A 20,441-nucleotide genomic window follows, 5' to 3' on the forward strand; every position below is an offset into this window, starting at 1 on the left:
CGGCTCTATCGCCGATGCGAAAGCTCAACTTGCTGCCGCGTCGCGAACGCGCAGGCATGCGCGCGCGGTGCCTTGGGGGTGCTCCTGGCGCGCGCTGGATGGATCGATATCACCGCGCCGCCACTCGCGGATCACGAAGGGACGCCCGTTGCCGCCTTCCAGTGAGACCAGCGCCTCGCGGATGAAGCGCGTGCCGTCTGCGGCGCTGATATCCGCGCGGATGGTGATGCTGCCGCCCCCGGGCAACCCTCGTTTGCCGGGAGTCTGCTTCGGCTGGACGTTTAGCAACCTGAGCGTAGCGGGAGAAGCAGCGTCCATGTCGGGCTCAGGCCGTCCGGAGCGAACCGTGACATGGCGAAGCGCTGTCCGAAACAGCCGGGGCGACATGCCGTCGATCTGATCGAGCTGCATCACGGTCGTGAAGCGCGCTTCAGCCGGCTTGGTGGCCGGCGTGGCTTGCGCCTTTGGATTGCGGAATTCGATGACATGCGCGGCGATGCGAGTGCCCCTCGACTGATCGCCCGTGAGCGCGGTGAAGAAGCGCGTCAGCGCGGCAGGGCTCGCCGTGTTCAGGTCGATCTTTCCGGTCTCTTCTTCAACCGTGATCGTGGCACGTTCGCCGCCGGGCAAACGGCAACGCAACGGAAAATTAACGCCCTGGTCGGGCGTTGCCCCGAGCGCCGTAGCAATCGTCAGGTTGACGGCGCTCTCTGCCGCCATCTCGGCCGCGGCCACCGCGGCGTAGTTCGACGACGTCTTGGTGCGGTAACGCGCGCCGACGATGACGGCCATTCCCAGCAGTGTAATCAGGCCCAGCGTCCAGATCACGGCAACCAGCGCGAAGCCCGATTGGCTGGTCTTGCGGCGGGGCAGGGCGAGGCGTTCCGGCCGGCTAGGGACGACAAATCGGTTCGTTCGTGCCTCTGGCCGGTTTGCCACGGGAAGCCTTGCTGGGGGCCGGACAGGCGGCCTGATCTTGCGGCCGATATTTACGCAGGAATGGCAAACAAAGCGTCAAAGCTTTGGTTAATCAAAACCTCCTAGAATCGCGGCGACGCAGACCCCCGCGAGACCGCCGAGCGCGAATGTCATTCGATATCCAGCAATTGTTGCGCCCGGCCACACCTTTGAGCCGGGGAACGGAATGGCCGGGTCCAAGAGACGCCGGCTTCGCGCAGGCGTTTTCCGACCTTCTGCTCGGCAAGGATCTGGTCGATCCCGCCGCCATCGGCCGGGCGCGGCGGGCCGCCGACGCGGCCTCCGAGCGCTTCGACCTCGTGCTGGTCAAGCTCGGCCTGATTTCCGAGGCCGACCTTTGTCAGGCCTACGCCACCTATTGCGGCCTGCCGCTGATCGAGCCGGCGGATATCCCGACGCGACCCGTTCTAGCTGATCGCTTGCAGCTCTCCTTCCTCAAGACCAACCGGATCCTGCCGATCTCGTTCGACGGCCGGCGCCTCTTGATTGCCACCGCCGATCCCTTCGTTGACGAGGCCGCCAAGGCCATCAGCTACATGCTCGACGTGCGCGTCGATCTCGCCGTGATCGCTCCGGCGGAAATCGAGCGCGCCTTGCGGACGCTGTATCAGGACGCGACGTCCGAGACGCACGCCGAGGAAACCGACGGCATCGCGATCGCCGGCAACGATGGCAGTGAATTCGACGTCGAGCGCTTGCGCGATATCGCCAACGAAGCACCGGTCATCCGGCTGGTGAACCAGATCATTGCGAGAGCTGTCGAGCGCGGCGCATCCGACGTGCACATCGAGCCCGGGCGTGATGCGGTGGCCGTTCGTTACCGCATCGACGGATTTTTGCAGCAGGAGCGCCTGGTGCCTGCGGCGCTGCGGGCAGCGCTGACGACGCGCATGAAGATCATGGCCAAGCTCGATATCGCCGAGCGGCGATTGCCGCAGGATGGCCGCATCAAGACGGTGGTGCGCGGCGTCGAGATCGATATCCGCGTCTCGACCTTGCCGACGGTGTTCGGCGAAAGCGTTGTCATGCGAATCCTCGATCGGACCCGGGTGGAGCTGGATTTCACCAAGCTCGGGCTCGACGGCAGGACGCAGGAAAGCCTCCGTCGCCTGATGGCGCTGCCCAACGGCATCATCCTCGTCACCGGCCCGACCGGCAGCGGCAAGACGACGACGCTCTACACCGCCCTGAAGGATCTCAACCGGCCCGAGCTAAAACTGTTCACCGTGGAAGATCCGATCGAGTATCAGCTCTCCGGGATCAACCAGATCCAGGTCCAGCCGCAGATCGGTCTCGACTTCCCAACGGCGCTTCGCTCGATCCTGCGCCAGGATCCGGACATCGTCATGATCGGCGAAATCCGTGACCTCGAAACCGCGCGCATCGCCATCCAGGCAGCGCTGACCGGCCATCTGGTGTTTTCGACCCTGCACACCAACAGCGCGATTGCCGCGATCACGCGCCTGATCGATATCGGACTGGAGCGCTACCTTCTCGCCTCGACGATCGCAGGCGTGATGGCGCAGCGCCTGGTCAGAAAGCTTTGCCCCGCCTGCGCGCGGCCGCACAGCGCCAGCGAACGGGCGCATGGCAAGCTGAAGATGGCGATAGCCGCCCATCCGCAAGTGGATTGGTCACACAGCCGCAAGCCGGTCGGCTGCGAGGCCTGCGGCAATACCGGCTATAGCGGCCGCACCACGATATCGGAGCTCTTGGTCATCGACGACAGCATCCGCGAAGCGATCGGAAGAAGGAGCCAGGACCAGCGCACGGTCGAGCAGCTTGCGCGCGAAGCAGGCTTTCACACACTCTACGAAGATGGCCTGGTGAAGGTCGGGGCCGGCGAGACTTCGCTCGAAGAAGTCCTTCGCGTCACCCGCGCGTCCTAAAGGGAGCACCGGCCCTTGGCAACCTTTCACTACAAGGCTTACACCGAGCGAGGCGCAGTCACCGCAGGGACGATCGTCGCCGATGGCCTCGAGGCGGCGATCGACGCGCTCTACGGCTCGGGGCTGACGCCGTTCGAAACCCACGGCGTGACCGACCAGACCGCGGAACGACCGAAGCCGGCGTCGGCCTCGCAAGAGACGGAAACCTCGATCTGGAAGCGGGAGCTCGTTCAATCAAACCGCTTCAGCCTGAAAGAGCTGACGGCCTTTACGGTTGAACTGGCGTCGCTGATCAATTCCGGCCTGACGCTCGATGCCGCATTCCGGATCATCGCGGGGCCAGGCGCCGCGCCGAAAACCGTCCGCCTTGCCAACGGACTTCTCAAAGACGTGCTGGGGGGATTGCAGCTTTCGGAAGCGATGGCGCAGCGAGCGGACGTGTTCCCCTCGGACTACCGGGCCATCCTGGCCGCCGGCGAAGCCGGAGGGGTTACCGGGCAGGTGTTGACTCAGATCGCCGAACTCTTGGCGCGCCGACTCGAAATTCGCAACAAGATCGCCTCGGCGCTGGTCTATCCCCTGATCCTGATCCTGATGTCGCTGGTGTCGGTGATCGTCATCGTCTTCGTGCTGATACCCAGCATATCGCCGATCTTCATCGACGCCGGCCTTCCGCTTCCGGGTATCCTGCATTTCTTCGAGGAGGTTCAGGACAACTGGCTGATCGTCTTGCTCGCAGCCGGTCTGTTCGGTGCCGCCGGTTTCGTGTTGTGGCGCAAGGCGAAGCAAAATCGCGAGATCATGCTCGGTGCCGATCGGTTGAAATGCTCGCTGCCTGTGGTTGGCCGGCTCATTCAAAACCGCGAAGCCGGCGGCTTTGCGCGGGCGCTCGGCACGCTGCTGGTTGCAAGGGTGCCGTTGATGTCGGCGATGCAGACGGCGCGTGCGCTCGTCACCAACCGGCACCTGAATGCGCTTTATGAGAGCGCCATCAAGCGCGTTCCGGAAGGCACGCCGCTGCACCGTGCCTTCGAAGGGGACGGTCTGCTGCCGCCGGCCTCGCTTCGTCTCGTCGCCGTCGGCGAGGAGTCCGGTCAGCTCGGCCCAATGCTCATTCAGGTGGCCAGCGTGATCGAGGCCGACCTGCAGCGGCGCATCGAGCGCATGGTCGGCCTGCTGACGCCGGCTTTGACGCTGGTCATCGGCGGCAGCATTGGTGGGCTCATCATGCATGTGATGAGCGCCGTGCTGTCGATCAACAATCTCGCCTTCCAATGAAACGCCCCGCACGATCGTCAGCCGGGTTCACGCTGGCCGAATTGCTCGTGGTCATCGGGATCATCGGGCTTGTCCTGGCCGGCACACTCTCCGCCAAACCGAAAGCCGCGGCCACGCGCGTTGCCGTCACGGCGCGCTCCGTCACCGCTACGCTTCAGCTCGCCCGCGCGCAGGCGATGTCGAGCAATGCCGAAACGCTGTTCCGGATCGACGTGGAGAAAGGCCGGTTCGGCCTGCCTAGTTCCATGCACAATCTGCCGCGCGGAATGACTGCCGCTGTGGTGGTTGCCGAGACGGAGCGTTCCGGCGATCTCGGCGGCATCAGATTCTATCCGGACGGCCAATCGTCCGGCGGCGAGATCGCGCTGACGCTGGACGGACGGTCGGCGCGCATTGCCGTCAACTGGCTGACCGGCGAGCCCAGGTTGGTCCAATGATGGGCGCGCGATCCAGGCGAGCGTTTATCAGGCGCCGCGCCGAACGCGGATTTGCGTTGATCGAAATCCTCGTCGCCTTTGTCATCCTGGCGCTGGGGCTCGGTGCGATATCGACGGGCGTGGTGGTGGCGATGCGCTCCGATGCGCGCACGCAGGTCAACCGTGCCGCGCTGCGGGTGGCGCAGTCCCGTCTAGAAGCGGCAGGGGTTTCCGAGGCGCTTGCGCCGGGATACCGCGAAGGCCTGATCGCGAATAAATTCCGATGGCGGCAGACCGTTACCGAAGTTCGTCCGGCCAGCGACACGCGTCCGTCGCAAGGCGCTCGGCTGGCGCCCGCAAATGGCGCGTTGAAGTCGTTCTGGGTCGAAATAGCCGTGGAGGCGCCGGACGGCACCGCCACCAGGCTCGCGGCGCTGAAGCTTGCAGCCGAGGCGAAGCAATGACCCCCGCGATCCGCAACCGGCGGATCTCTCGCGTCGCCGCGCGCCGAAGGAGCGAGCAGGGGCTGACACTGATCGAGTTGCTGCTGTCGCTGGCCATTCTGGCGATCCTGACCGGTTTCCTGGCCGGTGGATTGTCGATGGCACGGAAGGCTTTCGGCGCCGATCGCGTAAGCGAGACCGGAAGTGAAACCAGTGCTGCGATCCAGACCGTGGCTTCGCTGGTCGGGTCGGCGCTTCCGGCCCGGTTCGATGGGGCAGGTCCGAAAGATGCCGTCGGGTTCGATGGCCGTCCGCAGGGGCTATCGTTCGTGGGACTGAGCGAGGGGCGCTCGCTGCGGGGTGGGCCGCACAAGATCGTCTTGCGGCAAAGCGGCGGCGATCTCGTCGTTGATTTCGTCCTGCTTAAGGGAACTTTCTCGAAGGAGAATCCCGAACCTTCATCGACTCGTGTCGTGGTGCTCAGCGGCGTGCGCGAAATTCGCCTTGGGTATTTCGGCGCCATGGACACGAAAGCAAAACCGGCTTGGCGGACGGAGTGGGGTCGCGCCGAGCGACTGCCGGATCTGGTTTCAATCCGGATTGAATTTGAGGATGAACGGCGCAACGAGCCCGCCACCATCGTGGCGCTACGCCAGGGCTAATGCCTGACCGATTTTTTTGGAACATCGTGCCCGAACAACAAGATGAGCCGATAATTGAATGCAGTTAAAGCGGGCCGTGAGGCGCTGCCGAAGCCTCACGCGACCGGGCTGGAGCCCAATGAGATTAGCAGTCGATCGCCTGCCAGGCCGGGTCGTTGACAGCTACTTTGCATGGGGTTGTTTTCGATATTTCGTTTGGGCGGTCAACGCAGCATTGGGCTGGGCGGCTCGTTACCCTTCGTAAAGAATTAGTAAATAGGCTTCGTCCATTCGAATCGAATGTGACGATCATGTCTGTTGCCAATCTGCCAGCCCGCGCCGGTGGCCTCCACGTCCTTGCGGCGTGGGGTCAGGGCTTTGCGCAGTGGTGGCTGTCGGGCTTGCGCGATGCGGTTCCTGCGCGGTGGCGCATATGGGCCGAGGGCGAGACAAGGCCGCAGGTGATGCTTTGGCGGGATGGCGATGGCATCACCTGTCGCCTGACGTCTGCAGACGGTCCGGCGGAAACGAGGATTCCATCGTCTCACTTCAACGCGGCCGCACTCGAACAGTGGCTCGCCGGGCAGGGCGTGTCGCGGGAAGCGACGACGGTCGCGCCGGTGATTTCGCGCGAGCTGTTCTTTCTGCGTGAGTTGAGCGTGCCCAAGGCGGCCTTTGGCGCCCTGCCCAAGATCCTAGACCAGGACATCGTGCGGCGAACGCCGTTCCAGCTTTCGGACATATGGCATGCGGCAACCGCTGTCGGCGGGGAATCCGACGGCGTCGTGCCGATGTGCCACTGGATCATCCGGCGCGATCGCGCTGAGGCGGCGTTGTCGGAACTCGGCTTGACGTCGCGGGATGTCGACTGTCTGGCGGTGGCAGACGCCGGCGGCGAGGCCGTGCCCGTCATCACGTTCCGCGCCGCCAGCGACGAAGATCCTGCCTGGGCGCTACGGGCGGTTCGGCTGCTGGCCCTCGCCGCGCTCGGGGCCGTCGTGCTTGGACTGGTCGTCTTCGAGTGGCGCCAAGCCAGCGTCGCCGCGGCGGTGGAGACGGCACTTATCGAGGCTCGGCAATCCGCCCAAAGCGGTCGCGACGGCATGGATCCGGCGGCGCGTTTGTTCGCGATGAAGGCCGAGACCGGCGTCCTCGCCGTGTGGGATGAGCTGTCGCGCATTCTGCCCGATCATACGTTTCTGACCGAGACCCGCATTGCCGACGGAACGGTGACACTGTCAGGGTTTTCGGCAGACGCCGCGCGGCTGGTTCGCCTCATCGACCAGTCGCCGCTGTTTTCCGGCGCGACACTGACGTCCGCGATCACGCCGGATGCGAACGAACGCAAGGAGCGCTTTAGCATTGCGTTCAAGCTGCGCGGCGCCCGTGCGGTGCGGCCGGCCGCAAGACCCCGGACCGCGCCATGATTCAGAACCTGAAATTGGCGCGCGGGACGCCGTTCCTGGCGTTCAACGCCGCCGCCATCCTCTTCGTAGTCATCTTCTTCGTCGCGCCGATCCTGGCCCACTTTGCCGAGAGGGGCGAAGAGATTTCGGATAATGCGGCGCAGCTTGCGCATTTCCAGAACGTGACGCGCGCGGCAAAGAAGTCGGCAAGCGGCGTCGGGCGTTCCGGCGATCCCTTCCTGCCCGGCAATGAAGAGCGCGTCGCCAGCGCCGACCTGCAGGCCGGCCTAAAATCGATGGCGGCGAGCGCTGGGGTCAATGTGCTTGCCATCCGCGGGCTGACGGGCGGCCGGTCGCAGCAATTGCAGATGGTTGCCGTCAGTGTCGAACTCGAAGGGCCGCTGCGGGCCGTGAGGGACATGATCTCTGCCATCGAGAACCAGACACCGCTGCTGTTTGTCTCGACCGCCTCGTTTCGAAGCCTGGCGGACGGGGAGGACGGCCCGATCAGAGCCGAACTCAGGGTTCACGGCGCCATCCGCAATGCCGCGCAGCCCTCCGCAAGCGAGCAGGCCATGGATGGCCGGCAGGCCGGTCACCGGCCGGTGACCGCGGAGCGCGCGCCATGACGCCGCTGACGCAAATGGTTCAGCTTCGGCTGGCAGGCATAACCGGCTCGCCGTGGCAATTCGCAGCCCGCAGGCTCGCCGCCATGCTCGGGCGGGCCGAGCTGCCCGGCCGAAGCGAATTGGCGGCGCTACGGCCTGCGACGCGCGTTCTCATCGTCGGCTTTGCGGTCTGGATCGGGCTGGTCTGCGTGATCACCCTAAGCGCGGTGATTTCGCTCGAGCTTTCGACGGTCACGGCCCCGATGTGGTTTGGCAGAAGCGGGCCGGCCGCCAAGGCTTCCGATGCGCGGGCCGCCGCGGGCTTTGAGAATATCATCCAGCGCCCGTTGTTCTCTCGGAATCGGCAGGTCTTTGTCGCGGCCGAGCCGGCCTCCGCACCGCCCCCGCCGCCCATGGCGGCGTTGGATTCGGGAATCACTCTGAAAGGGGTGTTCATGAGCGATGGGGTGGCGAAGGCGTTCCTGATCACGACGCAAAGCCCGGTGGGCGTGTGGGTTGAGGTCAACGGGCAGATCGACGGCTGGCGCGTCGCCGTGGTTACGCCGGAGCAAGTCGTGTTGGAGGGGCAGGGCGAGAAGCTGACCGTTCCCCTTCATGCGAGCGGGAGATGATACGCTCGCTTCGCAAGACCGGCGAGCGAGCCAGCCGCTTTTTCGGCGAAGCGCTGGCGTGGCGCCGGGCAGGGCGGCAATACGTCGTCGTGGCGTGGGGCCTGATAGCGGGTGCGGTCTGGCTCGCCATCAGCCTTGCAGATGATCCCGGGTGGGCGCTGCCGGCCGTAGCAGGTTGCTACCTCGTCGTTCTGTTGGCCTCCGTATGCGCCATCGATGGCCGCTACGGCATCATTCCGGACAGCCTGATCCTGGCGCTGGCCGTCGGCGGAGCGCTACAGGCCTATCTGTGGGGCGCGACAGACTTCTGGTGGCGTGGATTTGAGGCTGCCTTGGTCTTTGCGGCCGCGGCCCTGTTCCGCGCCGGCTATCGTTGGCTGCGGGGCTATGACGGCCTGGGCTTCGGCGACGTCAAGCTTGTCGCAGCGGGCACCCTCTGGATCGGCGCGGAAGGCATTCCCGGGTTGCTGTTGATCGCGGTAGCCTCCGCCCTCGTCAGCCTGCTGATCCTGCGATCCGAAGGGCATGATCTTCATGGCAAGCAGGCGATCTCGTTCGGGCCCCATCTTGCCCTCGGCCTTTGTTTGATATGGGTCGCAAGCTCGCTGCAATGATGGCGACTGTCAAAATCGGCTTCGTTCTCTCAGAATAGGGGTTGGCGAGGCCTTGGCTGTAAAGTTGGCGCCAAAGAAAGAGTTCCTGAAGAGCGTTTGAAGCAGCTCGCAGTCAAGCCGATCTTCACACGCATCCGGACGATCCGTCGGAACCCTGGCTGGGCGCGGGAAGCAACCACGGGAGCAACTGAGGTCCGAAAAGAAGGTAGACGATCTTCAGAATTAAGATTGCTACCGAGTAGTTTCGTCGCAAGTGCATTGTCCAATAAAAAAGGCCGCCCGGGGAGGCGGCCTTTGGCATCGTACGTCCGAAACTTAGGCTAAGCGCAGCGCGAGCCCGCTTTGCTTCCGACGATATGCCGTGAAGCCTACGCCGAGGAAGCCCAAGATCATCATGGCCCAAGTCGAAGGCTCGGGGACTGCCGCGGTAAGAGCAATCGCATCCAAAGAACCACCAAACGAATCGCTTGTTCCCACTGCCTTGAACTGAAGGGAATCCGAACCCGTTCCAAACACGTTTACAGTGTACACTGTCCAATCCTGGTTGGCCGCAGTGAATCCGGTAACAAAATTCACGAGCAAACCGTCCCAATACACTTCGATACCGTTAGACGTTGAAGGGATACCGGTACGAGGGGAATAAGCAAAACTCAAGGTGTATACCGTCCCAAACGTCGTAGCGATATTCTGGGCGGCGATACTGTTGGCGGTTGTGTCTAGCTCGACAAAGTTTACGCCGTCATACGCTGTGCCAGCGACGTTGTTTCGCAGTTCGATGCCGTTGGGTCCGCCCGTCCAACCGATCAAATTCGGATAGTAGCCAAATGTGCCGGCAGCCTGCAGGTTATCCTCAAAGCTTCCATTGATAATGGCTGCACCCGCGGACGTGGCGCTCAACGCGAATGCTGCACCAAGAAGGGCGCCAACAACATTAACTTTCTTCATCGTCCACCTCTAATGATTAATCTTATTTAATGAACAGTAAATACCGCGATCGAACGAGTCAAGTCATTTATCGCCGATTTGCAAGCGCTGCCGCCGATTTCGGCATATAACGCGCTATAGAAAGAAAGGCCGTCGCAGGGGCTCGTGAACGCGCGGATGCTGAAAAAGGATTATCGCACCATTTAATTTAGAGCGGTAAACCTACCGAACTAACGGCAAAAATATCCTGTTATTAGTGGTTTGTAATTGTATTTCTTAAGTAAATTCGTTTAAATGGAGGCGATCTCCGGCAGGGCATCCCTTGGTTGCACGTCGAATCACTCTCGGATTCCTTACGCGGAACTGCGCATTTTGGTTGCGAAAACAGCGAGTTTGAATTGGGAGGCTTGCCTAGGCGAACCATAGGCGGCGGGCGGTTCTCGCTAATATAATGCCGGCCGCACCGCCCGCCATTTTCTCGAGCGCATCGATTAATGTGCCGTGACGATCCGGCGTTATGGTCTGCACGATCTCCAGCAGGGCCGCGGCGCCGAAAACGATAACGCACACGAGAAGCGGGCGTCTTGGATAGGCAAAGTCGAAGAGGGCGCCGAGGAAGGCAAACGCGATAACGTGCTCAAAATGCGCGTAGGTCTGCATTGTCGGTCGCATCAGATACGGCGCGAGCTTGAAATAGATTGCATAGACAAATCCGACATGCGTCAGCGTGGCGTAGGCTATCGTGATAACCGCGATCCATGCCGCAGCCATGGCAAGCTGGGTAATACGTCTGCTCATCTTGGCGTTTTGCACCGGGTCAAAAATTCTTTCGCGGTAATATCATCCTTAACCTTACCCTCAGCCGGCAAAGTCATATGCCGGCCTCGGTCGCCAGCTACGGCGGTAAACTTTCCAATAAGGGAAACGGTCGATTGCGGACCGACCGCTTAGGCCAAGTCCAACGGATTTTCGATAAGATTGCCGAAAGAGAAAATCAACAATGTGGGTGGGGTCGGGTGTTTGTGGATCGGCGAAAGAGCGAACGTCGCTCCTGTCATGGGGCGGCCAAGATTCAGTTGGGGGTCGGCTCTCTTCCGCGCGATTGCACGATCACGGATATATCTGAAGGCGGCGTGCGGGTTATCGCTGAAAATCTCGACGTGCCCGCGGAGTTCACGCTGATCCTTTCAACCGGCCGCCCGCGCCTGTGCCGACTGGCATGGCGCATCGGATGCGAGTTCGGCGCTCAATTTGTCGACCATCTGGCCACGGCGCCGTCACACCGTTCCGCTCCGCGGGGCAGCGCGAGGACGCGGGAATATGCGTAAGGCCCACTCAGCTCTGCTTGCGCTCTGTCTAGCGTTTGCGATCGTTCCTGATATCGCGGGGGCAGGCGGCACGTTTGTCGTGGCCCCGGGATTCCGCGGGATTGGCTATCCGGGCAGCTACGGCTACGCGCGGCTCTACGGACATCCATTCGACGACGGCTACGACCATCCGTTCGGCTATGGCGAGTATGCCGAATACGGTCCATGGGCTTATCGCGGCGATGCTGTGTGCTATGTCGTGCGCCGGGTCTGGACCGCCAGGGGCTGGCGACATCGAGCGATCAGAGTCTGCGATTAAGCGCAGGGTTCGATTCGGCGCGACGCGCCTATAAGTCAAACGCCCAGGCGAGGCTATGCAGCAGCAGCCACGACCAGCCGATCATGGCTACGGCAATGGCAAACAGATAGGTCAATCTGGCTAGGCTTGAACGCATGGAAGTTATTTTGCGACAAGCCGATTGATACCGGCCGGCGCCCGTAGCGCGGCCTGGGTCCGGATGACGGCCTGGCGCAGCCTCAACACTTCTGCGTAACGGTCGCTCAGTGACTTCTTCGGCAATTCACGGACGTCTTTGGGTTTGTTCAAACGCTGACGCTTCACGCAATGCTCCGCGGTTCATGCAATCAATTTGGCTAAATATTGCAGCTCGAAAGCAACCATAGTTTCTTAGTTGGGGTTCGCAACGCAACTTGCGCGTTAAGCTTGATATAAGCGCCAAAGGTTAAATCGGGAACTCGGCTGCGAGAGTCTGAGTTAGAAACGTGGAGCAATTTCGGGGCTTGGCGAGGCGTCTAGTCAAAAGCCTGAGGTGGGTGACGAGAAGCCAAGCCGCTTCGGCGTGAGCGGGCCTTCGAAGTCCCTGGTGGGACGGCGGGACCAAATCATGCAAAGGTGTGTTCGCCGACCCGGCGTCGCGTCAGAGCTGGAAGCCGCCTGACCCCGCCCGGTCGTTCGACAATATCGATGCTCCACGGGCCGCAATGGGAGAGCGCTACGATCAGTTGCCGGATACGGCGCAAGTTAGTCGCGCATATGTGCGCCGGCTACGGGTTGCGCGGCAAATGAGCCAAGAGGAGTTGGCGCATGCTGCCGAACTATCCCAGGATCAAATCAGCGAAATTGAGAATGCGAAACACAGCACCACGCTGGACAATATTCAGCGCTTAGCTTTTCCATTGGGCGTGGCCGTTGCCGAACTTCTTGAAGAACAGCGTGGTTGATAGGGGTTGGCCAGCTTCGGTATTTCTACTCACATTTTTCTTCTATCGCTTGGTAGCTAGGGGACCGGATGCGGCTAGTCCTGCGAGTTAATGAGATCGAAGCATACTCGCGAAGCGCTGCGAGCTAACGGCTTATTGATGGGCACCGTCATCGCCGACGTTATGAACCGCAAGCCGATCGAGCACAGCGATGAAGTATTTGCCGTAATTTGAGTCCACGCTGGATGGGGCGGCGATCGAGGGTGCAAAGACAGGTGCTCTCGACAACGGATATTCATCAGTCTTCATGAACGAGTATGGCGAGCCCACCATGCCCTTTCTCATGCCGTCATAGCTGGCCGTCAAGTGCACCAGGAACTTCGGCGTCGTCGCATCTTGCCCAGTGCGACGCCCTATAGATCGCGAAGGGTCCCACCGCCGCCGGTTGGGACCCTTCACTTCAAAACGATACCTGCACAAGATCGCGAAGCGGGCGATCAGCCAAGCCAAGTCATGCCAGCGCGGGCTTGCGCGAACGGCGATAAGCCATAAACCCGAGGCCAGCGAAGCCGAGGATCATCATGGCCCAGGTGGAAGGCTCGGGAACGGCAGTGATAGCCGTCATCGTGCCTCTGAAAACACCATCGCCCGTGAAGGTCACCTGAGTCACAAATGCCGTCGAGTTATTGGGGTCGAGACCCAAGCTTGCGTCGATGCCCAGGACCTTAAACTTGCTGACGCCGCCCGGGCCAAAATCGAACAGGGTGTTGGCGAGGAGATCTGCGGCAAAGACGTAATCGGTTCCATTCCAAATATAGAGGCTGTAGGGGTGCCCCAAGCCGAGGTCGGGCAATTTGACGCTGGCGAAGTTCGGATCGCCGACGCCTACTGAAAAGATATAACCCAGCGCGGCGGCCGGATCCAAGTTGTAGGACTGCCCATGACTGACGTCGATGTGGAAGCTATAGACTGTTTCACCCACTGCATTGAGCGATGAGACCGGCAAATAGATCGGACCATTGGACTGTGTGATCACGCTAGGACGAAAATCGAAAAAGCTGTGCGAGCTGGCGCCTGTGGTCGCATTGCTTGAGATCCGGTAGTCGTCCCGGATAACAACGCCGTAATGACCACTAGGCGAGAGATTGGCCGAAGCGGGTATCGTAAAGCTGGTCTGACTCGACGGAAGGTCTACCCTAAAGATGGTCTGTTTATTGTTATTGAGATCGACGATGAAAATTCTGGTCGCCTGATTGTAGCCGGCCGGCGGCGTGAAGGCCGGCGCGTTCCAAGAAATCGTCGGGGTTGTTGTTGCGTTCGAAGCTCCGCTGATCGCTATTCCCGTAATGAAGGGAGGCGCACCGATGCTTGATTGGATTGCGGCCGTATTGACTATCAGCGTGTTGGTGTAGTTCGGGTTGCTGACGGTGAGCTGCCACGATCCCAGAAGGTTCGGGTTGTACGCGATCCTTCTATCGAAAAGATTCGGGTCGGGGATGGAATTAGCATAAGGAACATTAAAACTGACACCATTCTGCGTTGCAGTAACTGTAGTGTTGGCTCCGAACGTTTGATCTGCAGTCGGCGATGTACTTGGATGAAATCGTCCTCCGAACTCCAAGAATTGAGACGCCACGGGCTGCCCGAAAGCCACGTTCGAGGAATTATATCCAATAAAGTTGAAGGTACCTGGAAATCCGGGCGTTTGGGTATTCTGCACGATTGTGTCGGCTCGAGCGACAGTTGAAGCACCAATCACAACGGCAACAGCAAAGATCCCTGGAAACAGCATCCCACGCGGCGAATTAAATGCACGCATTACATTCCCCCATGCTATAAATTTTATTAAAATCTTGATCAGGCTAATCCCACTTAGACAATTTGCCAAGCGGCAATTTCAATACCCTCCGCGCTGTGACCTGACCAACGAGATCGAGCACGGGCGGTGGATTTTGGCAGACAGGACCGAGGCCACGCTGCGGCAGCTTGGCGAGCGCAACGAGGTCATCAAGGCCGTGCACGGGGCATTTGCCGATCAGGGGCTCTCCGAGGCGCGTGGCTCTAAACAGCCCGCAAAGCGTGCGTCTCGAAGGATGTAGCGCACTGACGCGGCCTGGTTCTCGAGGCCGGAGCCTGTCATCGGGCCGCGCTGCGCGCGCACCCGTTGGCGTTCCTCACCATCAGGGGCTTATGACGCTGATGATCAGCCCGAACGATTCCGGCTCATTTGGACGACGTCGTCGGTACACCAACGGTGTTCGTGCGCCAGCGCCACGTCGAAAGGATGCGTGCAGCCGCATCCGGAATTGCCCCGAAGGCGATGAGTGCGTGATCCAGAACCTGCTGCGCCTTATCATAATGCCGTTGGCGGCAGAGATCGCCGAGCAGGTCAAAGATGCGATCGGGGGTGATGTTCGCTTCCGGATCGCTGATACCCTCATGCGCGTTCGCCAATAGCAGAGGCTCCAGAGCGAGGACCAGAGCTGCAGCGCTTCAGTAAGGCTCTCGACCGAGAACGCATCACCCGGTTGTTGTCTCAGTGCTTGGCTGGCACTACCGACCTGCTGATCGGCCTTGGAGCGCATCTGCGTAGTTGCGCGCCGATAGGCCTCCAGCAGGAGAGAGTGCGTTTGGATGAGCGGCCGTTGGCGAGTTTCCAGGATATGGCGGGTGGACTGCAGTAACGGCTCTGCTGCGCTTTCAATTGGATCGTATGCTCCGATTCTTCGAACCCGCTTTCGTTCGCAATTCCTTTTGGTATGGCTACAATTTTTGGGAAACTCTAGAAGACTTCGATCAATCTCATCGACGGACATAACGCAGTCCCGGATCGGATTTGAAAATCACGAGGTTACGGCCGGATTCTTGACGTCGGTCACCTTGAAGCCTTTGAAAAACACGCTGTGCCGGATTGAATCGGAAAGGTGCTGAGGAGGTGTGGTGTCTTGCTTTCCCGTGAGAATGACCCGCAGCCGCCAGAGTGACAGGCCTATAATTCTGCAAATGTCGACCATGGCAGCGTAAAGCACGCCGTAGTTCTTCAGGAAGTGACGCCTGCGAGCTTCCAGGAGATAGGATGGCAAACGCTTGGGCTTGTTGTTCACGCCGGTCGACTGGCCGACGAGGTGGACCACACGGCTTGCTGGAACGTACCAGGTGGGCCAGCCCTGCTTTTTGGCATTGAAGCAATAGTCGATGTCGTCGAAATAGGTGAAATAACCTTCGTCGAGCAATCCCGTCGCTTCCATCGTCTCGCGCCGGATGATCATGCTGGCGCCGGAAACCCAATCCGTCTCGAAGGCATGATCGACCACGGGCGGGGCCACCACCCAGCGGCTCAAGAGCTTGCTGACCAACCCCAGCTTCAGGCTGCCCTCGAACTCTCCGAGCGGCGTTTGAAAGCGAAATGCGGACCGTTGCGGCGTGCCGTCAGGATCTTCGAGTCGACTGCCGGCGATACCGACTTGCGGGTTCGTGTCCATGAAATCGACAAGTGCCTTGAAGGCGTTCGGCCGGACAATCGTATCGGAATTGAGCAACAAGAAATATTCCGGCTTGTCGGTTGATTCCAGCGCCGGTCGCAGGACCGCATTGTTGCCGCCGGTGAACCCGAGGTTCACGTCGAGCGCCTTGAGCGTGCACCAGGATGACCAGCCATTATCGTCGATCGCCCTCCGGAGGAGCTCGGCTGAACCATCTCCCGACCCGTTCTCGCAGATCGCGACGTGGATGCCGGGGACGCTGGCGATCTCCTTTGCGACCGAGTGCAGGCAGTCGATCGCAAGCTGGGTGACGCGGTAGTTAACAATAACAACGAGCAATTTCACGGTGTGAGACCAATCGGTGCAAACAATCGGCGATCATTAGTCTTGCGGATCAGAAAAGAAAAGGCATCTTTGGGGCCTTGTTTAATGCAATGGGATAAACGTTAAAGCCGGCCTTTGTGCCTGTGGCGTTAAAATCCCCGGGGCGGGCCGGGCCTGGCAAGTCACCAACCTTTCCATCTTGGCGGACGTTATCGCAATGCCGGCGGAACCGATGTCGATATCGGCGACAGCGTACCGCGGAATCCCAGCCTTCGGCGCAGCCGGTCGATCAGGAGATAGATCACCGGGGTCGTGTACAGCGTCAGGATTTGCGAAACCAACAATCCGCCGATGATGGTGATGCCGAGCGGCCGGCGCAGCTCGGTGCCGGGGCCGGTGGCGATGACCAGCGGAATGCCGGCAAACAAGGCCGCCATCGTCGTCATCAGGATCGGCCGGAAGCGGGCGCGGCAGGCCTCGAAGATCGCGTCAGCCGACGACAGGCCGCGGTGGCGCTCGGCATCGAGCGCGAAATCCACCATCATGATGCCGTTCTTCTTGACGATGCCGATCAACAGAATGATGCCGACAAAGGCGATCACGGTGAGCGGCGTATTGGTCACCTGCAGCGCCAGCAGCGCACCGAGGCCTGCGGACGGCAGGGTCGAGATGATCGTGATCGGATGCGCCAGGCTCTCATAGAGCACGCCGAGCACGATGTACATCGCCACCAGCGCGCCGAGGATCAACAGCGGCTGCCGCCCGCTGGTCTTGTTGAAATCGCCGGCGTTGCCCTCAAAACTGCCGCGGATGCCTTCGGGCATGTGCAATTCCTCGACCGCGCGCTGGATATTCGAGATCGCGACTTCAAGCGGCACATTGGGAGCGAGGTTGAACGACACCGTGGCCGACGGGATCGACTGGGTATGATTGATCGCCAGCGATGCCAGGCCGCGGTCGTAGCGGACGACGGCCGACAGCGGCACCTGCGCATCGTTGGCGCCCGCCGCGAAGATGCGCTCGAGGTTGGACGGATCAGCCTGGAATTTCGGATCGATTTCCAGCACCACCATGTACTGGTTACGCTGGGTATAGATGATCGAGATCTGCCGCTGCGCGAACGCGTTGTTTAGGGCATCGTCGATGTCCTTGACGCGGACGCCAAAGGTAGCCGCGGCGTTGCGGTCGATCGTCAGCGTGAGCTGCAGCCCGGCTGCGTCGCGGTCGGTGGAGATGTCGGTGATGCCTTCGATTGTCTCCATGCGCTTGGCGACGATGGGGGCCCACTTCTTGAGCAGGTCGACGTCGACGCTTGAAACCGTATACTGGTAACTAGAGCTGCTGCTTTGACGCCCGCCGGCACGAACATCCTGAGCAGCAAACATGTAGAGCCGCACACCCGGCATCGTTTCCAGCTTCTTGCGTAGCCGGTCGATCACGGCTTGAGTGCTCAGTCCACCTCGCTCCTGCGGCGGTTTGAGGCTGATGAAGAACAGCCCGCGATTCGCCGTCATGCTGCCGAGGATCGATCCAACCCCGGCGACGGCGTCGTCGGATTCGATGACGTCCTCGAGCTGTTGCTGAAATCGGGTCATGGACTGGAATGACGTGTCCGATGAACTTTGCGAAGCGCCAACGATGAGGCCGCTGTCGTCGATCGGAAAGTAGCCCTTCGGGATCTTAATGTAGAGCATCACCGTTAACGCGATCGTCGCAAAGAACACCAGCAGGGTCAGGAACGGGAAACCCAGCACCGCCCGCAGCGTCCAGGCGTAAAAGGCGACAACGCGCGACAGCGTGCCCTCGACCAGCCGGTCGAACCAGGTCGTACGGTTGGAGGTGGTCTGCTTGATGTAATGCGCGCAAATCATTGGTGTGACCGTGAGCGAGACCACGGTCGAGACCAGGACGGCAAAGGTCAGCGTCAGTGAAAATTCGCGGAGCAACCGGCCGACAATCCCGTCCATGAAGATCAGCGGCGTGAACGCTGCGATCAAGGACAGGCTGATGGACAGCACCGTGAAGCCGATCTGCTTGGCGCTTTCGAGCGCCGCCGGATAAGGCGCCATCCCGCGTTCGAGGTTACGGTACATGTTCTCGATCATGACGATGGCGTCGTCGACCACGAAGCCAACGGAAATCGCCAGCGCCATCAGCGACAGATTGTCGATCGAGAATCCGGCGAGCCACATGCCGGCGCAGGTGCCGGCCAGCGCCAGCGGCACCGAAACGCCCGCCGCAATCGTCGGCGTCAGCCGCCGCAAGAAGATGAATACGACCATCATGACAAGAAACGCAGCCGCCAGCAGCGTGAACTGCATGTCCAGCACGCTGGCGCGGATGGTGCCGGTGCGATCGACCAACGTCGATATCTCCAGGCCGGAGGGCAGCCATCGCTTCAGCTCAGGCAGCAAGGCTTTTACGCGGTCGACGGTGTCGATCACGTTGGCGTCGCTTTGCTTGGTGATTTGGATCAACACCGCCGGCTGCTTGTTGAACCAGGCGATCGAGCGGTGGTTGCGGACGGAATCCTCGACCTCGGCGACGTCGGCCAGGCGGACGAAATTGCCGGCCGAGCTCTTGACGATGACGTCGCGGAATTCGGCCGCGGTGCGCATCTGCCGGTTCGTCGAGATCGTCTCGCTCTGGCGGCCGCCATTGAAAATCCCGACCGGCCCCAGCGGATTGGCGTTGATGATGGCGAGCCGCACGTCGTCGGTCGCGATCCCCGCGTTCGACAGCGCCACCGGATTGAGCGCGATCCGCACCGCCGGCTGGTCGGCGCCGGAGACGGTAACTTCGCCGACGCCTGGCACCTGCGAGATGCGCTGCGCGATCACGGTGTCGGCGACGTCGTACATCGCGCTCGCCGTCAGCGTCCTTGACGTCAGCGCCAGCACGAACATCGGCGTCGCCGAGGGGTTCGCTTTCCGGAATCGCGGCAGCGCCGGCAGGTCGCTCGGCAGGTCCACCAGCGACGCATTGATCGCCGCCTGCACGTCGCGCGCCGCACGGTCGATGTTACGGCCGATCGAGAATTGCAACTGGATGCTGGTGTTGCCGAGCGAGCTGGTCGAGGTGATCTGCTCGATGCCCGCGATCTGGCCGAGCCGCCGTTCCAGGGGCGCTGCGACAGTTGCCGCCATCACGGCGGGGTCCGCGCCCGGGCGGTTGGCGAACACCCGGATCATCGGGAAGTCGACATTGGGCACCGCCGAGACCGGGAGGAACATGTAGGCAACCATGCCGATCAGGAAGAGCCCGATCGCCAGCAGCGTGGTGCCGACCGGCCGGCGGATAAAGGGCTCGGAAATCGACGCCATGCTCAATCACGTCCATGGCGCCGGCGGAGCGGGCGCCGCATGTGGTGCTCCAGTCTTTCGAACCTGCCGGAATCCCGGATTAAATGGTTGGCCCGGACGCCGTCAGTTTAAGTTGGTATTTACCAGACGGCCGCGGCCCTGAATAAGCCCTTCCGCAAATATAATTAGCTTTCCGGATAACCGTTACTTGACGTTGACCGTCTTCCGAGCGGGTTCCATTCGTAAACTCTTTGAACACCAGTGGCCAACAGTATCGTTCGCGGAAATTCACGAAGATGAATTCAGGGGCGATCAGGATGTTGGCCAAGATGCTAGACCGGGCGAGACCCCGTGTCGGGAGGCGGTTCCGGGGCGGGACCTTGCGGTCCCGCGACCGTAAAAATGCGGGTTATACGCTGCTCGAACTGCTGGTCGTGATGGGCATTCTGGCGGTTCTGACGGCAATCGCGACGCCGCAGTTGATGGGTTATTTCGGCAAGGCCAAGACCCAATCGGTGCAGCTGCAGATCGAGAATATCGGGACCGCGCTCGAGCTCTATTATATGGAAAACGGCGCCTATCCGAGCGCAAGTGTTGGGCTGAAGGCATTGGTGGAGCCCACGCCAGAGGCACCGCGGTGGAATGGGCCCTATCTCAAGAAGGCCAAAAACCTGCTTGACCCCTGGGGACGTCCATACCAGTACGCGTATCCCGCTTCGAACGGGGAGTACGAGGTCTATTCACTCGGTCCGACCGGCAAGGCCAATTCGGCGTCGGCTGCCCAGACATCGGTTTACCGAAGTGCGGGAAGTTAGCGCGATGGAGCGATAGGCATCGCCGGCAAAAAAGTAGGAGGCCTCTCACGAAGCGAGATGCCGCGTGAGGACGGGCCGACATAGCCCACCAAAAATCGCGAAAACAACCCCATGCAAAGTATGCCTTTGCCGACGCTGGAAGCGCTGAAGCTGCGCTGATT

The 20,441-nt window shown here is 61.1% G+C and carries 20 protein-coding genes and 3 pseudogenes; 14 read left to right on the forward strand and 9 right to left on the reverse strand.

Features of this window, described 5'->3' with window-relative positions:
• Positions 1–24: 24 nt before the first annotated feature.
• Positions 25–939: a hypothetical protein gene (locus V1277_RS23200; RefSeq protein WP_334418269.1), complete on the reverse strand. Its 915-nt coding sequence runs from the start codon at positions 937–939 to the stop codon at positions 25–27.
• A gap of 146 nt (positions 940–1,085) precedes the next feature.
• Here V1277_RS23200 and V1277_RS23205 point away from each other — a divergent pair, with 146 nt between their 5' ends.
• From V1277_RS23205 to V1277_RS23245, 9 genes are all read left to right on the forward strand, one after another.
• Positions 1,086–2,867 (forward strand): GspE/PulE family protein, encoded by a 1,782-nt coding sequence (locus V1277_RS23205; protein WP_334418270.1) that lies wholly within the window; start codon positions 1,086–1,088, stop codon positions 2,865–2,867.
• 15 nt (positions 2,868–2,882) lie between these two features.
• Positions 2,883–4,145 carry a type II secretion system F family protein gene (locus V1277_RS23210; protein ID WP_334418271.1) on the forward strand — a complete coding sequence of 421 codons (1,263 nt, stop codon included), beginning with the start codon at positions 2,883–2,885 and terminating at the stop codon, positions 4,143–4,145.
• Positions 4,142–4,582 carry a GspH/FimT family pseudopilin gene (locus V1277_RS23215; protein ID WP_334376767.1) on the forward strand — a complete coding sequence of 147 codons (441 nt, stop codon included), beginning with the start codon at positions 4,142–4,144 and terminating at the stop codon, positions 4,580–4,582. The genes V1277_RS23210 and V1277_RS23215 overlap by 4 nt, the downstream gene beginning before the upstream one ends.
• The gene (locus V1277_RS23220; protein ID WP_334418272.1) at positions 4,579–5,025 is read left to right on the forward strand and encodes a type IV pilus modification PilV family protein; all 447 of its coding nucleotides are present in this window, start codon (positions 4,579–4,581) and stop codon (positions 5,023–5,025) included. The genes V1277_RS23215 and V1277_RS23220 overlap by 4 nt, the downstream gene beginning before the upstream one ends.
• Entirely contained in the window at positions 5,022–5,666 is a 645-nt protein-coding gene (locus V1277_RS23225) for a prepilin-type N-terminal cleavage/methylation domain-containing protein (protein WP_334418274.1), read from the forward strand. Before V1277_RS23220 ends, V1277_RS23225 begins: the two co-directional genes overlap by 4 nt.
• Positions 5,667–5,956: 290 nt before the next feature.
• Positions 5,957–7,072 carry a PilN domain-containing protein gene (locus tag V1277_RS23230; RefSeq protein WP_334418275.1) on the forward strand — a complete coding sequence of 372 codons (1,116 nt, stop codon included), beginning with the start codon at positions 5,957–5,959 and terminating at the stop codon, positions 7,070–7,072.
• Complete coding sequence (gene gspM, locus V1277_RS23235) at positions 7,069–7,680, forward strand: type II secretion system protein GspM (protein ID WP_334418276.1); 612 nt, start codon at positions 7,069–7,071, stop codon at positions 7,678–7,680. The genes V1277_RS23230 and gspM overlap by 4 nt, the downstream gene beginning before the upstream one ends.
• Complete coding sequence (locus V1277_RS23240) at positions 7,677–8,291, forward strand: hypothetical protein (RefSeq protein WP_334418277.1); 615 nt, start codon at positions 7,677–7,679, stop codon at positions 8,289–8,291. Before gspM ends, V1277_RS23240 begins: the two co-directional genes overlap by 4 nt.
• Positions 8,288–8,905 carry an A24 family peptidase gene (locus V1277_RS23245; protein WP_334418278.1) on the forward strand — a complete coding sequence of 206 codons (618 nt, stop codon included), beginning with the start codon at positions 8,288–8,290 and terminating at the stop codon, positions 8,903–8,905. Before V1277_RS23240 ends, V1277_RS23245 begins: the two co-directional genes overlap by 4 nt.
• A gap of 315 nt (positions 8,906–9,220) precedes the next feature.
• Here V1277_RS23245 and V1277_RS23250 read toward each other — a convergent pair whose 3' ends face one another.
• Together V1277_RS23250 and V1277_RS23255 are read right to left on the reverse strand one after the other, a co-directional pair.
• The gene (locus V1277_RS23250) at positions 9,221–9,850 is read right to left on the reverse strand and encodes a PEPxxWA-CTERM sorting domain-containing protein (RefSeq protein WP_334418279.1); all 630 of its coding nucleotides are present in this window, start codon (positions 9,848–9,850) and stop codon (positions 9,221–9,223) included.
• A 390-nt stretch (positions 9,851–10,240) separates the two neighbouring features.
• Positions 10,241–10,627, reverse strand: a complete 387-nt coding sequence (locus V1277_RS23255; protein WP_334418280.1) for a VanZ family protein — start codon at positions 10,625–10,627, stop codon at positions 10,241–10,243.
• Between the two features lie 218 nt (positions 10,628–10,845).
• On the opposite strand from V1277_RS23255, the pseudogene V1277_RS23260 reads away from it, so the two are divergent.
• Both V1277_RS23260 and V1277_RS23265 read left to right on the forward strand, forming a co-directional pair.
• Positions 10,846–11,088, forward strand: a pseudogene (locus tag V1277_RS23260) (PilZ domain-containing protein); the annotation flags it as partial.
• A gap of 61 nt (positions 11,089–11,149) precedes the next feature.
• The gene (locus V1277_RS23265) at positions 11,150–11,455 is read left to right on the forward strand and encodes a hypothetical protein (RefSeq protein ID WP_334418281.1); all 306 of its coding nucleotides are present in this window, start codon (positions 11,150–11,152) and stop codon (positions 11,453–11,455) included.
• A 141-nt stretch (positions 11,456–11,596) separates the two neighbouring features.
• On the opposite strand, the gene V1277_RS23270 is transcribed toward V1277_RS23265, so the two are convergent.
• Positions 11,597–11,758: a hypothetical protein gene (locus V1277_RS23270; RefSeq protein WP_334418282.1), complete on the reverse strand. Its 162-nt coding sequence runs from the start codon at positions 11,756–11,758 to the stop codon at positions 11,597–11,599.
• 121 nt (positions 11,759–11,879) lie between these two features.
• A pseudogene (locus tag V1277_RS23275) lies at positions 11,880–12,195 on the reverse strand (hypothetical protein); the annotation flags it as partial.
• Here V1277_RS23275 and V1277_RS23280 point away from each other — a divergent pair.
• A complete protein-coding gene (locus V1277_RS23280) occupies positions 12,139–12,378 on the forward strand; it encodes a helix-turn-helix domain-containing protein (RefSeq protein ID WP_334418283.1) in 240 nt (79 codons plus the stop codon). The pseudogene V1277_RS23275 and the gene V1277_RS23280 sit on opposite strands and share 57 nt — an antisense overlap.
• A 490-nt stretch (positions 12,379–12,868) precedes the next feature.
• Here V1277_RS23280 and V1277_RS35040 read toward each other — a convergent pair.
• A pseudogene (locus V1277_RS35040) lies at positions 12,869–12,976 on the reverse strand (PEPxxWA-CTERM sorting domain-containing protein); the annotation flags it as partial.
• A gap of 1,105 nt (positions 12,977–14,081) precedes the next feature.
• Between V1277_RS35040 and V1277_RS35045 the strand changes: the two are divergent.
• Positions 14,082–14,456 (forward strand): DUF3363 domain-containing protein, encoded by a 375-nt coding sequence (locus tag V1277_RS35045; protein WP_442894511.1) that lies wholly within the window; start codon positions 14,082–14,084, stop codon positions 14,454–14,456.
• 124 nt (positions 14,457–14,580) lie between these two features.
• On the opposite strand, the gene V1277_RS23290 is transcribed toward V1277_RS35045, so the two are convergent.
• The 3 genes from V1277_RS23290 to V1277_RS23300 all read right to left on the reverse strand — a co-directional run bounded on the left by V1277_RS23290 (position 14,581) and on the right by V1277_RS23300 (position 19,486).
• On the reverse strand, positions 14,581–14,811 hold the full coding sequence (locus V1277_RS23290) for a hypothetical protein (RefSeq protein WP_334418285.1): 231 nt from the start codon (positions 14,809–14,811) through the stop codon (positions 14,581–14,583).
• A 389-nt stretch (positions 14,812–15,200) separates the two neighbouring features.
• The gene (locus V1277_RS23295; RefSeq protein ID WP_334418286.1) at positions 15,201–16,184 is read right to left on the reverse strand and encodes a glycosyltransferase family 2 protein; all 984 of its coding nucleotides are present in this window, start codon (positions 16,182–16,184) and stop codon (positions 15,201–15,203) included.
• Between the two features lie 188 nt (positions 16,185–16,372).
• On the reverse strand, positions 16,373–19,486 hold the full coding sequence (locus V1277_RS23300) for an efflux RND transporter permease subunit (protein ID WP_334418287.1): 3,114 nt from the start codon (positions 19,484–19,486) through the stop codon (positions 16,373–16,375).
• 359 nt (positions 19,487–19,845) lie between these two features.
• Between V1277_RS23300 and gspG the strand changes: the two genes are divergently transcribed.
• On the forward strand, positions 19,846–20,280 hold the full coding sequence (gspG, locus tag V1277_RS23305; RefSeq protein WP_334418288.1) for a type II secretion system major pseudopilin GspG: 435 nt from the start codon (positions 19,846–19,848) through the stop codon (positions 20,278–20,280).
• Positions 20,281–20,441: the final 161 nt, after the last annotated feature.

Source organism: Bradyrhizobium sp. AZCC 1588 (assembly GCF_036924735.1).
Classification (GTDB): Bacteria; Pseudomonadota; Alphaproteobacteria; order Rhizobiales; family Xanthobacteraceae; genus Bradyrhizobium.